At 37.5% G+C, this 13,532-nt stretch carries 13 protein-coding genes; 5 read left to right on the forward strand and 8 right to left on the reverse strand.

From position 1 onward, the window contains the following. Positions 1–22: 22 nt before the first annotated feature. Entirely contained in the window at positions 23–1,291 is a 1,269-nt protein-coding gene (locus KO521_RS04415; protein WP_215938703.1) for a D-alanyl-D-alanine carboxypeptidase/D-alanyl-D-alanine-endopeptidase, read from the reverse strand. Between the two features lie 153 nt (positions 1,292–1,444). Here KO521_RS04415 and KO521_RS04420 point away from each other — a divergent pair, with 153 nt between their 5' ends. Further along, positions 1,445–1,642: a hypothetical protein gene (locus tag KO521_RS04420; RefSeq protein ID WP_215938704.1), complete on the forward strand. Its 198-nt coding sequence runs from the start codon at positions 1,445–1,447 to the stop codon at positions 1,640–1,642. Positions 1,643–1,736: 94 nt separating this feature from the next. Here KO521_RS04420 and KO521_RS04425 read toward each other — a convergent pair whose 3' ends face one another. Then, entirely contained in the window at positions 1,737–2,675 is a 939-nt protein-coding gene (locus tag KO521_RS04425; RefSeq protein WP_215938705.1) for a LysR substrate-binding domain-containing protein, read from the reverse strand. 107 nt (positions 2,676–2,782) lie between these two features. On the opposite strand from KO521_RS04425, the gene KO521_RS04430 reads away from it, so the two are divergent. Continuing rightward, positions 2,783–3,262: a Dps family protein gene (locus tag KO521_RS04430; RefSeq protein ID WP_215938706.1), complete on the forward strand. Its 480-nt coding sequence runs from the start codon at positions 2,783–2,785 to the stop codon at positions 3,260–3,262. Positions 3,263–3,320: 58 nt separating this feature from the next. On the opposite strand, the gene KO521_RS04435 is transcribed toward KO521_RS04430, so the two are convergent. Beyond that, a complete protein-coding gene (locus tag KO521_RS04435; RefSeq protein WP_215938707.1) occupies positions 3,321–3,689 on the reverse strand; it encodes a TfoX/Sxy family protein in 369 nt (122 codons plus the stop codon). Positions 3,690–3,868: 179 nt separating this feature from the next. Between KO521_RS04435 and KO521_RS04440 the strand changes: the two genes are divergently transcribed. Further along, positions 3,869–4,852: an SDR family oxidoreductase gene (locus KO521_RS04440; protein WP_215938708.1), complete on the forward strand. Its 984-nt coding sequence runs from the start codon at positions 3,869–3,871 to the stop codon at positions 4,850–4,852. A gap of 7 nt (positions 4,853–4,859) precedes the next feature. Here the strand turns inward: KO521_RS04440 and KO521_RS04445 are convergent, their stop codons facing one another. Beyond that, complete coding sequence (locus KO521_RS04445; protein WP_215938709.1) at positions 4,860–5,465, reverse strand: FMN-binding negative transcriptional regulator; 606 nt, start codon at positions 5,463–5,465, stop codon at positions 4,860–4,862. A 142-nt stretch (positions 5,466–5,607) separates the two neighbouring features. Between KO521_RS04445 and KO521_RS04450 the strand changes: the two genes are divergently transcribed. Then, a complete protein-coding gene (locus KO521_RS04450) occupies positions 5,608–6,441 on the forward strand; it encodes an alpha/beta fold hydrolase (RefSeq protein ID WP_215938710.1) in 834 nt (277 codons plus the stop codon). 70 nt (positions 6,442–6,511) lie between these two features. Here KO521_RS04450 and KO521_RS04455 read toward each other — a convergent pair whose 3' ends face one another. The 4 genes from KO521_RS04455 to metE form a co-directional block, all read right to left on the reverse strand. Then, a complete protein-coding gene (locus KO521_RS04455; RefSeq protein WP_215938711.1) occupies positions 6,512–7,270 on the reverse strand; it encodes an endonuclease/exonuclease/phosphatase family protein in 759 nt (252 codons plus the stop codon). Between the two features lie 283 nt (positions 7,271–7,553). Next, a complete protein-coding gene (locus KO521_RS04460) occupies positions 7,554–8,882 on the reverse strand; it encodes a DEAD/DEAH box helicase (RefSeq protein ID WP_215938712.1) in 1,329 nt (442 codons plus the stop codon). 58 nt (positions 8,883–8,940) lie between these two features. After that, entirely contained in the window at positions 8,941–10,494 is a 1,554-nt protein-coding gene (locus KO521_RS04465; protein WP_215938713.1) for an NAD(P)/FAD-dependent oxidoreductase, read from the reverse strand. Between the two features lie 85 nt (positions 10,495–10,579). Further along, positions 10,580–12,904 (reverse strand): 5-methyltetrahydropteroyltriglutamate--homocysteine S-methyltransferase, encoded by a 2,325-nt coding sequence (metE, locus tag KO521_RS04470; protein WP_215938714.1) that lies wholly within the window; start codon positions 12,902–12,904, stop codon positions 10,580–10,582. A gap of 159 nt (positions 12,905–13,063) precedes the next feature. On the opposite strand from metE, the gene KO521_RS04475 reads away from it, so the two are divergent. Beyond that, on the forward strand, positions 13,064–13,525 hold the full coding sequence (locus KO521_RS04475) for an Lrp/AsnC family transcriptional regulator (RefSeq protein WP_215938715.1): 462 nt from the start codon (positions 13,064–13,066) through the stop codon (positions 13,523–13,525). Positions 13,526–13,532: the final 7 nt, after the last annotated feature.

The raw sequence follows: 13,532 nt of genomic DNA on the forward strand, positions 1-13,532 counted from the left end.
AAATGTTATTATACCAGTATTCTTAATATAGGTCTGCTATTTGCCTCAGCACCTGTTGCATCTTCTTTTTTACTTCAGAAGTAGATTGTTGGTAATGGTTGTTCATAAAGCTGAAAACCAATATTTTCCCTGTACTTGTAATCAGATATCCGCTCAAGCAATAATTATTGCTTAAACTTCCTGATTTGGCGTACATTTTTGGGTATCCTCCGTTATAGTCCCATGATTTTAAAGTCCCTGAAACCGCATTTTCAGGAAAGATGGTGAATAAACGCTGCTTTGGTACAGTTTGGTACATCTTGTTTAACACCGCAACCATAGACTCTGGACTAAAAAGATTATAACGCGATAACCCAGAACCATCAACCCATCTAGGCGGTTGCTCAAGGTCAGCTAATTGATTCTTGAGAATATATTCTCTAGTTTTTTTACCGCTAAGGGTATCGGATAGAGTTGACGAGGATAAAATCAATAACTGCTCTGCAATGAAATTATCGCTTTCGTGCATCATTCTAATATAAAGGGAATCTGAGGGCTGTCCATAAAGTATTTGTTTATCCCCCTCTATGGGTTGTTTTGTTAGAGTTACTTCTTTGTTCAATGCAGATTCTAATAGTTTTTTGGTCAAAAGAGTATCAGTTCTGTAAGGTATTTCAATGGTGTCTTTGCGGGATTTGGAAAAATAAAATGTATTGTGATCCAATTCGCGGTTCTTCTTGTACCAAGTACGCACAACATCGTCTTTAAAAAAATCGGGCGTTACATCTAAACCGTTTGTATTGAAAATGGTAGTTACGTTTCCATAGAGGGGTAGAGGGGTCATTTCTGGTTGATAGTAATATTGATAATCATCCCAAGCCCATCCTTGTCCTAACTTTTCTCCTTCAAAATTGGTTAGGTCAAAAACTATGTTGTTAAATTTTTTTAAAAAATGAAAGGAAGTACTGTCTTGAAAATGCGGATGCAAAAAGGAAGGGTCTCCCGTTCCTTGAATATAGAGTGTATTTTTATCTACGGCATACTTTAATGCCGGAACATTTTCGGGTAATAATTGCAGTGAAGAATACAGGGTAAAAATTTTTGTGTTGCTAGCGGGAGTAAAGTATTTCTTACTTTGATGGGCATATAGGGTATCATTTGTTTCCGGGTCTAAAACCAATAGTCCCGCAAATTGATTTTTATAAAAATCGGAAATAAGAACGTTGTCCGTAGTTTTACGAATAGCCTTTTGGTATGAGCTACAGCTAGTTGCAAAAACGATAATAATAAGGACAAATAAATTTTTTTTCATTTTTTTTGGTCTGTGACCTCCCATGTCATGGATATTTAACAAGAATTTAGCTAACATTTAACTATACCAATGCAATATAGTAAATGCATTATTGTTTAACTTTATGAAGAGATAATATCTCTTGGACAACTAATAACTTAAACATTTTGAAATATGGCTAGAGCTATGCTTGAATACTCTAAAACAGTATTGAAAAAAGTTAGTTTTGACACAAGATTATTTATTAAAGAATTACAAAAAGCAGTATCAATGTTACTTCCAGAAGAAGTAGATGAATTAAAACTCTGGTTACAACAATATATTACAGATAAGCCAGAGCTAGAACAAACACTTATTTATATTAAGTCATAGTAAAAAGCCCTCCATTAGGAGGGCTTTTTTAATATTAGAACTTTATCACACACTAGTATAGCATAACCATTTATTATATAAATGGAATATATCCTTATTTATTGATAGGGCTAATAATCTGCACATCCTGAAATGCGATAGCTCCTCTAACAATGCTAGAGATTACGTCTCTTAACGCATCTGTAATTTGAATCTTCAATTCACTTTTATGGTAAATCAAGCTTATCTCACGAGCGGGTGAGGGGGCTTCAAAATACTTCAGTTTACTTTTCTTTTTCTCGTCCAATACTAAAGTGTTCAAATAGGGCAGAAGTGTCATCCCTAAATTCTCATCGGCTAAATTTATTAGGGTCTCAAAACTGCCGCTTTCCAGACGAAACTGCTTGGTATCTAAATTTCTTGGTGCTTTACAGAGATTAATTACATTATCCCTAAAGCAATGACCATCCTGTAATAGCAGTACATCGCTAATATCTAAATCTTCAGGCTTTAGTTTTTCAGCTTTACCCAGTCTATGCTCTTTAGGAACATAACCAACGAATGGTTCATAATACAAAGGTCTTTCTTTAATAAACTCAATACCTAACGGAGTAGCTGCTATTGCAGCATCTATATGTCCGTCTTGAATATTTCTAATGAGAGTCTCTGTGCTCTGCTCTTTTATAATCAAGTTTACCTTTGGATATTTATTGATAAAAGTCTTTAAAAACATAGGGAGTAAGGTAGGCATAATGGTGGGTATGATGCCTAACGTAAAATCACCTCCTATAAATCCTTTTTCCTGATCTACAACATCTTTTATTCTACTGGCTTCATTTACGATGTTCTTTGCCTGGGCTACTATTTTTTCTCCCACCTCAGTAATGGAAATAGGTTTTTTGCTTCGGTCAAAAATTAGCACATCTAACTCGTCTTCCAATTTTTGCACTTGCATACTAAGTGTAGGTTGGGTGACGAAGCTTTTTTCTGCGGCTAACGTAAAGTTTTTATACTCGGCAACGGCCAGTACGTACTGTAATTGAGTAATTGTCATTTGCTATAAGTTCGAGTGATAAAAATATAAAAACTATCAATGATATCAATCATGAAATAGGGTCTATTATGAAGTACCTTTATACCATAGTAAAAACAACAAGAACCATGAAACTAAATAGTATAGGATTAAGCGAAAAAGATTCAAAATCATTAAGTCAAGATTTAAATGAGCTTTTGGCAAATTTTCAACGTTATTATCAGAACCTAAGGGGTATTCACTGGAATATAAAAGGAAAACGTTTTTTTGAATTGCACCCTAAATTTGAAGAGTTATATACCGAAGCAAATTTAAATGTCGATGAGATTGCGGAACGTATACTTACCTTAGGTGGCGTACCATTGCATACTTTTGAAGATTACATTAAAAATGCAAAAGTGCCGGTAGGCAAGAATGTTACCAAAGATGAAGAAGCTATTCGTTTAATAGTCGATTCATTAAAAGAACTGCTGGTTATAGAAAGACGCATTTTAGATGCTTCTGATAAGTCAGGAGATGAAGGAACGAATTCTATGATGAGTGATTTCATCACTGGCCAAGAAAAAACGGTTTGGATGATGAAGGCTTGGTTGGCAGAAGAGATATAGTTTAAGTGTTTAGGAATTAAGAATCCTTGTTGGACATTGATGTCTATCAGGGATTTTTTTATTTTTTATTTTTCTTTTTGCTTTTTTTGGCTAAAGGATTGAAGTCTAAACAAAGTTGAATCCAGCCTTCAAGTTCTTCGTCCGTATCCATTCCATCGGCATACACATAAACATAGCTTTTCATCTTCCGTCCGGTTAAATCCATAGGTCCGCAATAGGGCTGTTCAAGTGCTTTTTCGTAATTATCCATTCCCACTCTTGCCATCATACGAGACTGCTCATTGTCTTTGTCTATATTAATGGCAAAACACATTTTTTCATCTACCATGAAACAAAGGCTGCCCATCATTTTTTTTTCTTCAAAGAATATATGTTTCTGCTTTAAAATCTGTCTAGACCGGTCAGCAAGGTATTCGTCGTAAGCCATTTATTTTGATGAAAGTTTTAATAGTGGAAGATTGCCCATCTTTCAAAAGTAAAGTTTTGTTGCGTGCTATTTAAAACATCTCCTAAAATGACGAGATATTTTGCCTATTTCGTCACTGAACTCTTATAGAATTACCGTTGCTTATGTTTATATTCGAACAACAAATAATCAATTGCGCAATGAAGGTTTTATTTATAGGGGGAACAGGAAATATTAGTACAGCATCTAGTCGTTTGGCAGTAGAAAGAGGAATTGATCTGTATCACCTTAATAGAGGTACGAATAAAGCGGGAATGGAAGGAGTTAATACAATTTTTGGTGATATAAACAAACCAGAAGAACTTTCTGAACTGCAAAAACATTCTTGGGACGTAGTAGTAAATTGGATTGCTTTTACACCAGAGGATATAGAACGAGATATTGCTTTATTTCAAGGAAAAACGAAGCAGTACATTTTTATCAGTTCCGCGTCATGTTACCAAACGCCATTGCAATACCCTGTTATAACGGAATCTACACCGCTTTGTAATAATTTATGGGATTATTCTCAAGAGAAAATCAAGAGCGAAGATCGTTTAATGAAAGCGTACAGAGAATCTGGCTTTCCTATAACCATCGTGCGTCCTTCATTAACGTATGACACGGTGATTCCTATTGCCATTGGGGGTTTTAGGGAGTACACCACCGCTGACCGTATTTTAAAGGGAAAAGAAATTATCGTTCATGGAGATGGTACTTCTTTATGGACCGTTACGCATGCAGATGATTTTGCCAAGGGCTTTGTTGGGTTATTGGGTCTTACTACAGCTATTGGGCATGCTTTCCATATTACTTCAGATGAAATTCTAAGCTGGAATATGATTTACACCATTCTGGCAGATGCCCTTGGGAAAGAGGCTAAAATGGTGCACATAGCTTCAGACTTTATTTGTAAAATTGAACCTTCGTTTACAGGTACATTATTAGCGGACAAAGCTGAAAGTGTAATTTTTGATAATTCAAAAATCAAAACCTTTGTACCCGGTTTTAAAGCTACGATTCCTTTTTCCGAAGGAATTAGAAGAACTTTAAAATGGTTGGATAAAAATCCGCAGTACAAGATTATCAATAGGCAAAAAGATGAGCAGATAGAGCGTATTCTAAAAGCTTATAAATCTCTATAAAATAGAACTATTCATTTTTCATGGCTTTTGCAATTTCCTTACTCATAGGGTTTTTGGTGTCTTCAAGTTCTTCAATGATTTTTGGGTGATCTTGTTCTCGATTTTGAGATAGTTTATATTTTGCCTGAATGTCAGTTATTTCAATCTGAAAACCGACGACACCTTTAATTTGCTTCAAAGTTTGAGGCGACATATCGTTCAGCGAGATAGGATTTTTGGAATTTGCTTCGTACTTATCTACCAATCGGTGCATATGTGCCATAACTTCTTCTTCGCTCAAGATTTTTAGTTTTCCATAAACGTGTACGGCAATATAGTTCCAAGTGGGTACTTCTTCCTCTTTGTACCAAGAGGAGGATATGTAGGAATGCGGACCATTAAAAATGCAAAGCACTTCTTCGTTTTGCTCAAACTCGTGCCATTGTGGGTTGGCCTTTGCAATATGAGCGGTAAGCACTTCTTTTCCTTCTTTATTAATTTCCAATTCAAGCGGAATATGTGTAGCCCAGGGTTTACCTTGGTATTGGCTTACGAGAACACCAAAGCTGTTAGCCATTATAAACTCTTTGATTTCTGATAGATTATCATTGCGTTGGTGGGCCGGAATAAACATAACTTTAAATTGGATTGATGTTTTTTAAAGTTTCTGTTTAAAGAAAAGGTAAAAAACGAGTATTGGGCAAATTTAAACTCGAATAAAGCCATAATCATTGCTGATATTCTCGTAAATTTAAATTCAATTAAAAAATAAATATATGCCATTTATAACGAACAAAAAAGGAAAAGAAACGGTAGACATTTTTTATGAAGATTATGGTTCTGGGCAGCCCGTTATACTTATACATGGGTGGCCGTTGAGCCATAAAGCATGGGAACAACAAGTCTGGAAGATAGTTGAAGAAGGTTACCGTTGCATAGCTTATGACAGAAGAGGTTTTGGAGCATCTTCTGCCCCTTGGGAGGATTATGATTATTCTGCCTTGGCAAGTGATTTAAATGCTATTATAGAAGATTTGAATTTAGAGAATGCGATAATCGTTGGTTTCTCTATGGGTGGGGGCGAGGTTGTGCGTTATCTCACGGATTATGGAGCTGATAAAATTGCGAAAGCCGTGCTCATAAGCTCTATTATTCCTTTGGTAAAAAAGAAAGAAGACAACCCGGATGGTGTACCGGAAGAAACTTTGGATTGGATTAAAGGAGCCTTGCAGAATGATAGGGTAGGCTTTTTGAAAGAAAAATTCTTAACGGGATTCTATAATTACGAGGATAATAAGGATAAGGTTAGCGAGGCGCAGCTAGACTATGATTTTAGCATCGCTTCTAACGCTTCTCCTCGCGCAACTATTCAAGCGGCATTAGCTTGGATGCATACCGATTTTAGACCCGAGTTGAAAAATGTTACCGTGCCAACATTAATTGTTCACGGCGATGCAGATGCTACGGTGCCTCAGGCTACGTCTGCAGATCAGGCAGCAAAAGGTATTGCTGACAATCAATACGAAGTTATTAAAGGTGGGCCTCATGGTTTGAACGTTACGCATGCAGATGAACTTAACGAACTTCTGATTTCGTTTTTGAAGAAGTAATAATCTAGAATTAAAGCAAAAACCCGGATCTTATGAGATTCGGGTTTTTTTATGGATGGAAAAGAATGCTTTATTTTTTGAGGGTTGCCATTATAGGAAGGTGATCAGAAATGTGTTTGTTGTTTTCCATGCGATCATCAATATGAATGTATGCTTCAACCCTAAGTCCTTCAACGAAAATATAGTCGATACGATGGTCTAAAACTCTAGAATGGTCAAAACCACTAAAGGTTCCCGTGGGTCCGTAGAATGGAGTTGTAGAGGCTTTTTGTGCGTCTATCATTTCCTTCTTTAAAAACTGAATAGGTTTTGTTTCCGGTGATAAATTAAAATCCCCCGTAAGAACAACGGGTATTGCATCTGTATTAATCTCCCTTATCTTCTCAATAATCAATGCAGCCGATTTCTTACGTGCTTCAACCCCTATGTGGTCAAAATGGGTGTTGAAGACCCAAAGCTTTTGTTTACTTTCTTTATTTTCAAATAAACCGTAGGTGCAAATACGCTCCATGGCGGCATCCCAACCTACACTGATTTTATCAGGAGAAGGAGACAGCCAAAACGTATTTGACTGCAAAATCTTAAACTTTTTGCTATTATAAAGAATAGGGGAGAACTCGCCTTTTTGCTTTCCATCGTCTCTGCCAACACCAATATACTTGTATTCTTTAAGGGCATCATCTAAGTAAGTGAGTTGGTTGTACACCACCTCTTGCATACCGATAAATTCAGGAGCATAATGCTTTACTAAGTTGACCATGGCGGCTTTGCGGTCGTTCCAATTATTGACCGTGTCGTTTACATTATCATACTTAATATTATAGCTCATGACCTTAAAATCTTGAGCATGTATGGTGTTAAACACAGATAAAATGAATGAAAAGAGTAGGGTTCTAAAAGCCATTTGATGTTCTGTATATAAGTTAGAAAGCCAATTTAAATATTTTACATTTTAGTTCTGCGGATGGAAAATTATCAAATTATTATTTTAAGTGAAATAGAGAGAAGTACATAAACAAAAACCGCAAAAAGAAAAGAAACCTATTTGTATTAGGATTCAAAATCTTCTTGCGGTTTTTTAATAGTTCAAAAACAGATTGAACAGTAATTGCTTAGTCGTCTCTTCGCGAAGGTCTATTTGAACTACCACGATTACGGTTGCTAGAACTTCTGCTATTAGAATTCCCAGATTTATTATTGTTGCGATTTCTGTTTCGGTTCCGGTTTCTATTGTTATTTCTAGAATTGTTAGAAGGTCGTCTTTGCTGAGGTTTTTGCTCTTCTTGAGCGTTCTCGCCTTCATCACCATCAACAAACTGATGTTCTGGCATGCGAGGCACCTGTTGCTTTATCAATTTTTCAATATCCTTTAAATAAGCGCGTTCTTCCTTATCACAAAAAGAAAGTGCAATACCACTGGCACTGGCACGACCTGTTCTTCCGATACGGTGTACATAGGTTTCCGGTACATTGGGCAAATCGTAATTAACAACTAACGAAAGGTCTTCTACGTCAATTCCCCTTGCGGCAATATCAGTTGCTACCAAGACACGGAGTTTTCCATCTTTAAATTCTCCTAGTGCCTTTTGTCTAGCAGTTTGGGATTTATTACCGTGTATAGCGGCAGATTTAATATCGGCCTGGGCTAATTTCTTAACTATTTTGTTCGCACCGTGTTTGGTACGTGAAAACACTAAAACAGAATCCGTAGGTCGCTCGTTGATAAGGTGAATCAACAATTTTGGCTTGTTTGGTTTACTTACAAAATACACACCTTGTTCAACTCTTTCGGCCGTTGCCTGTTGCGGTTTTATAGTTACCCTTTCAAAATCACCTAATAATGTTTTTGAAAGCTCCACAATGCTAGAAGGCATCGTAGCCGAAAAGAAAAGCGATTGTCTTTGCTTCGGTAATTTCGCAATGATTTTTTTGATATCGTGAATGAACCCCATATCAAGCATCTGGTCGGCTTCATCTAAAACCACAAACTCAATATCCCGTAAAGAGATGATATTTTGGTTCATCAAGTCTAACAACCTTCCTGGCGTGGCAATAAGTGCATCAACCCCATTGCGCAGTGCATTTACTTGTCGAGACTGTTTTACACCGCCAAAAATCACTGTATTTCTAATGCTTGTATGTTTGCTATACGCAGTAAAATTATCTGCAATTTGTATAGCAAGTTCCCTTGTGGGGGTTACAATCAGCGTTTTAATACGTCGCTTACCTCTAGTTTGCTCTTGATCGGTATGTAAATGATGTATAATAGGAATACTAAAAGCAGCCGTTTTACCGGTTCCTGTCTGGGCAACTCCTAATAAATCTTTTTTGTTAAGTAAAATCGGAATGGCTTGTTCCTGAATGGGAGTGGGATTTGTATATCCTTGTTCCTCAATAGCTTTGAGTATAGGCAAAGCAATACCTAAATCTTTAAATGTCATGTATATTTAATATGCTGTAAAGATACGGCGAATGTTTGGATAACCGCATAGTTAACGGCTATAGCCCGGCAATGGCAGCCTCGGCGCAGCGTTCACCATCCATAGCAGCGGAAACTATTCCGCCTGCATACCCGCCACCTTCTCCGCAAGGAAAAAGACCTTCAATTTCGGGGTGTTCCAATTTTTCGGTTCTGGGGATGTTTACCGGTGATGAGGTACGGGATTCAACCCCCACAATATTTGCTTCGGCCGTATAATAGCCTTTCATTTTATCACCAAAAGCTTTAAAACCTTGGCGTAACCTTCCGCCAATTAATTTTGGTAGTAAGGAGTGTAGGGGAGACGATTTTAATCCGGGTTGATAGGAAGTAGGGTTGAGGTCGGCCGAAAGTTTTCCTTCTACAAAATCGGTCAAACGTTGGGCGGGTGCGGTCTGCGTTCTTCCGCCTGCGGTAAAAGCCAACCGTTCTAAATCTTTTTGGTATTCCAATCCTTTTAAAACGCCAAAACGCTCGTATTTGTACAAATCTTCATCGGCATTGATTTCTACAACGATACCTGAATTGGCAAATTTGTTATTTCTTTTGGAAGGAGACATACCGTTTACAACCACTTCGCCAGGTGCAGTTGCTGCAGGTACGATAAAACCACCAGGACACATACAAAAAGAGTACACACCGCGATTCTTTACTTGTTCTACCAAACTATAGGCAGCGGCAGGGAGCAATTCGTTTCGCTCTCCCGAACAATGGTATTGAATGGAATCGATAATATGCTGAGGATGTTCCACCCGAACCCCCATGGCAAAAGATTTTGCTTTTAAGCTGATTTTCTTATCGTTCAGTAAATAATAAATATCACGTGCCGAATGCCCCGTAGCTAGAATAACTCGGTTTACCTTCATTTCAGTGCCGTTCTGCAATTGAAGGCTTTCAATTTTGTTGTTTTTAATTGTAAAGTTGGTCAGGCGTGTATTAAAATGGACTTCACCGCCGTGTTCAATAATCGTTTCCCGAATGTTCTGAACAATTTTAGGTAGTTTGTTCGTTCCGATATGTGGGTGCGCATCTACCAATATCTCTTCCGTTGCACCATGATGCACCAAACTTTCAAATATTCTACGAACATCTCCTCTTTTTAAGCTTCGGGTGTAAAGTTTTCCGTCGGAATAGGTTCCTGCACCGCCTTCGCCAAAACAGTAATTGGAATCTTCGTTTACGGTATGGTCTTGATTAATGGCCTTCAAATCTCGTCTTCTATTCTTTACATTGTTGCCACGCTCTAAGACAATGGGCTTGAACCCTAATTCTAAACAACGTAATGCAGCCCACATTCCCGCAGGGCCAAAACCGACGATGTGAACTTCCTTCGCTCTTGAAACATCTTGGTAATTGAAAACGTAGTCGGCTTTTTTAGAAGGTTCTTCATTAATGTAGACCTCCATCTTGTAATTAAAGTAAATAGAGGGTTTGCGTGCGTCAATAGACTTTCGCAGCACTTTAATAGTGATGTTATTCTCGTCTTCGCTCAAATATTTAGCGGTTTTTTTTAAAAGGATGTTAGGCTGACTTTCCTCTTTTAACGAAACCCGTAATTGAATTCTTCTTACCATAGTGCAAAGCTACTGCGCTTTATGGTATAAAAAAATGCATCCTACGAATTGTGGGATGCATTTTTTAAAACGGGTATGAAGTTTATTAAGCTAAAACAGCATGGTTTTGACGGCATTCTCTAGCAGCAGCTACCATTTCTATAAGTGCCTCACGAGTTTCTGGCCAATGTCTGGTCTTTAAACCACAATCAGGATTAATCCAAAGTTGATTAACTGGAATCTGTTTTGCAGCTTTTTCCATCAAAGCGACCATTTCGGCTCTTTCCGGAACTCGTGGTGAGTGAATATCATAAACACCAGGTCCAATTTCGTTGGGATATTTAAACGTCGCGAAAACGTCTAAAAGTTCCATTTGAGACCGTGAACATTCAATGGTGATGACATCGGCATCCATATCGGCTATGTTCGAGATAATATCATTGAACTCTGAGTAGCACATATGGGTATGAATCTGCGTTTCATCTTTAACCCCACTAGCTGAAATTCTAAAAGCTTTTATAGCCCAATTCAAATAGGTGTTCCACTCTTCTTTCCGTAAAGGGAGTCCTTCGCGAATAGCAGGCTCATCAATTTGAATAACCTGTAATCCGGCTGTTTCTAAGTCTACCACTTCGTCTCTTATGGCTAATGCAATCTGTGTGCAGGTTTCAGAACGTGGTTGGTCATTTCTGACATAAGACCATTGTAGAATAGTTACAGGGCCGGTAAGCATACCTTTTACGGGCTTTTTGGTCAATGATTGTGCAAAAAAAGACCATTTAACCGTCATAGGTGCCTCTCTGGAAACATCACCAAAAATAATAGGTGGCTTTACACAGCGACTACCATAACTCTGTACCCAGCCAAAACTGGTAAAAACGAATCCGTTTAATTGCTCTCCAAAGTACTCAACCATGTCATTTCTTTCGAACTCCCCATGTACAAGTACGTCAAGACCGGTGCGCTCTTGAAATTCAATAGTATCCTTGGTTTCTTTCTCTAGAAGCACATTGTAGTCGTCTGCAGATAGATTCCCTTTTTTGAAATTTGCTCTCCAACTTCTCACCTCTTTGGTCTGAGGAAAGGAGCCAATAGTGGTGGTCGGGAATAATGGAAGGTTCAATGCCTCTTTCTGAAGTTTTTGACGGGTTGCAAAAATGTGTAGTCTTTGGTCGTCTTTTGAAGTAAGTGCGTCAACACGTTCTTTTACCTTTTGATCGTGAATTAAGGTTGAGGTTACTCTATTGGTATGTGCCTCTGTATTCTTTCTGAGTTTCTCTAAATTAGTAGAAAGGTCTTCTTTGCTGGCTAATTTTTTAAGAGTAGCTACTTCGTCTAATTTTTGTTTTGCAAAGGCTAACCATTGTTTAATTTCTGAGCTCAGGTTCTCTTCGTTATTTTCTAAGCCTAAATCACATGGCGAGTGTAATAGGGAGCATGAAGGTGCAATTAAAATACGCTCAGAACCCACATAATCGATTGCTTTTTGAATCAGCTTTAAAGACTGCTCAAAGTTATTTTTCCAAATGTTACGACCATCAACTACTCCTAAAGATAAATGTATATAACTATTTAGTTTATTAGACGCTATGATGTCATCTAATTGTGAAGAGCAACGTACCAAATCTAAGTGCAACGTATGTACGGGCAGGCTTAAGGCGGTCTCAATATTATCTCCAAAACAATCAAAATAATTGGCTACCGTAATTTTTAGATTCGGAAATTTCGCAGCGAAATAGGCGTAAGTCTGGTGTATGGCACGCTGTTCTTTTTCGGTAAGGTTGAGGGCTAGATACGGCTCATCAAACTGAATGTGTTCAGCATCAATATCTACTAATTGCTGAAGGATGTTTTCGTAAGCTGGAAGCAGTCGTTCTAGCAATTCTATTCTATGGAAACCATCTTCTTTTTCTTTTCCTAATAACAGGTAAGAGACAGGGCCTATTAATACCGGTTTGGTTTTGATACCTAGCTCTAAAGCTTCTTTAAATTCATTGATGATTTTGTCAGAAAAAACAGTGAATACCTGATTTTTAGTAAATTCAGGAACTATATAATGGTAGTTGGTATCAAACCACTTGGTCATTTCCATAGCAGTAATATCTACTCCGTCTTGTTGAATACCTCTTGCCATGGCAAAATATAAATCGTGGCTTGAGAAAGATGGGTTGTTAGCTAGGGCAGCGTAACGCTCAGGAATGCATCCCAAAGTTGTAGATAAGTCTAACACTTGGTCGTAAAGGGAGAAATCATTACTTGGAATAAGGTCTATGCCTTGTTCTTTCTGTAATAGCCAATTCTCTTTACGAATTGTTTTAGCCGTATTCAATAGCGTATCTATGTCGGCTTTGCCTGACCAATATTGTTCTAAGGCTCTTTTCAATTCTCTTTTACTTCCAATTCTGGGATAGCCAAGGTTGGTAGTTTTCATACTGTAATTTTTGAATTAATATCTATGCAAAGCTATTGTAAAGGTTATTTTATCCATAATTAGAAATATAATTAAGAGTATTTAACTGTAAATAGGTATTTTTAAGGTGTAAATACAAAGTTAGTGCTTCGTGATAGGCATTTTAAAGACGATTTATCTATGGAAAATTTGGATTTGACCGATTTAGAGTTGTTAAAACAGCTTCAAAAAAACTCGAATATTACTACAAAAGAACTGGCAGCTACAGTTAATCTTTCACCAACACCGGTGTATGAACGTGTTCGGAAATTGGAGAAAGAAGGTTATATTAAGGGGTATTCCGCTCTGTTGGATGCCGAAAAAATGGGGCTTGAGCTTATTGTCTTTTGTGACATTACCTTAAAGCAGCATACAAAAGACATCGGAAACCAGTTTGTAAGAGATATTTGTGCCGTAAGAGAGGTGACGGAATGCTACAATATATCTGGAGATTATGATTTTAGGCTAAAGGTATTGGTACGCGATATGAAGCATTATCAAGATTTTGTAATCAATACATTAGGAGCAGTAAATAATATTGGCAGTGCACACAGTACTTTTGTGATCGGAACAATAAAACAGAGTTACGGTATTCCGTTTTAGTTCATGA

It is taken from the genome of Zobellia uliginosa, assembly GCF_018860745.1.
GTDB lineage: Bacteria > Bacteroidota > Bacteroidia > Flavobacteriales > Flavobacteriaceae > Zobellia > Zobellia uliginosa_B.

Bases quoted from the DNA above. Each gene is read 5' to 3' on its own strand.
- metE (WP_215938714.1), bottom strand. From the start codon at position 12,904: ATGAAAACTACCAACCTTGGCTATCCCAGAATTGGAAGTAAAAGAGAA.
- KO521_RS04420 (WP_215938704.1), top strand. From the start codon at position 1,445: ATGGCTAGAGCTATGCTTGAATACTCTAAAACAGTATTGAAAAAAGTT.
- KO521_RS04450 (WP_215938710.1), top strand. From the start codon at position 5,608: ATGCCATTTATAACGAACAAAAAAGGAAAAGAAACGGTAGACATTTTT.
- KO521_RS04475 (WP_215938715.1), top strand. From the start codon at position 13,064: ATGGAAAATTTGGATTTGACCGATTTAGAGTTGTTAAAACAGCTTCAA.
- KO521_RS04440 (WP_215938708.1), top strand. From the start codon at position 3,869: ATGAAGGTTTTATTTATAGGGGGAACAGGAAATATTAGTACAGCATCT.
- KO521_RS04425 (WP_215938705.1), bottom strand. From the start codon at position 2,675: ATGACAATTACTCAATTACAGTACGTACTGGCCGTTGCCGAGTATAAA.
- KO521_RS04460 (WP_215938712.1), bottom strand. From the start codon at position 8,882: ATGACATTTAAAGATTTAGGTATTGCTTTGCCTATACTCAAAGCTATT.
- KO521_RS04430 (WP_215938706.1), top strand. From the start codon at position 2,783: ATGAAACTAAATAGTATAGGATTAAGCGAAAAAGATTCAAAATCATTA.
- KO521_RS04435 (WP_215938707.1), bottom strand. From the start codon at position 3,689: ATGGCTTACGACGAATACCTTGCTGACCGGTCTAGACAGATTTTAAAG.
- KO521_RS04465 (WP_215938713.1), bottom strand. From the start codon at position 10,494: ATGGTAAGAAGAATTCAATTACGGGTTTCGTTAAAAGAGGAAAGTCAG.
- KO521_RS04415 (WP_215938703.1), bottom strand. From the start codon at position 1,291: ATGAAAAAAAATTTATTTGTCCTTATTATTATCGTTTTTGCAACTAGC.
- KO521_RS04445 (WP_215938709.1), bottom strand. From the start codon at position 5,465: ATGTTTATTCCGGCCCACCAACGCAATGATAATCTATCAGAAATCAAA.
- KO521_RS04455 (WP_215938711.1), bottom strand. From the start codon at position 7,270: ATGAGCTATAATATTAAGTATGATAATGTAAACGACACGGTCAATAAT.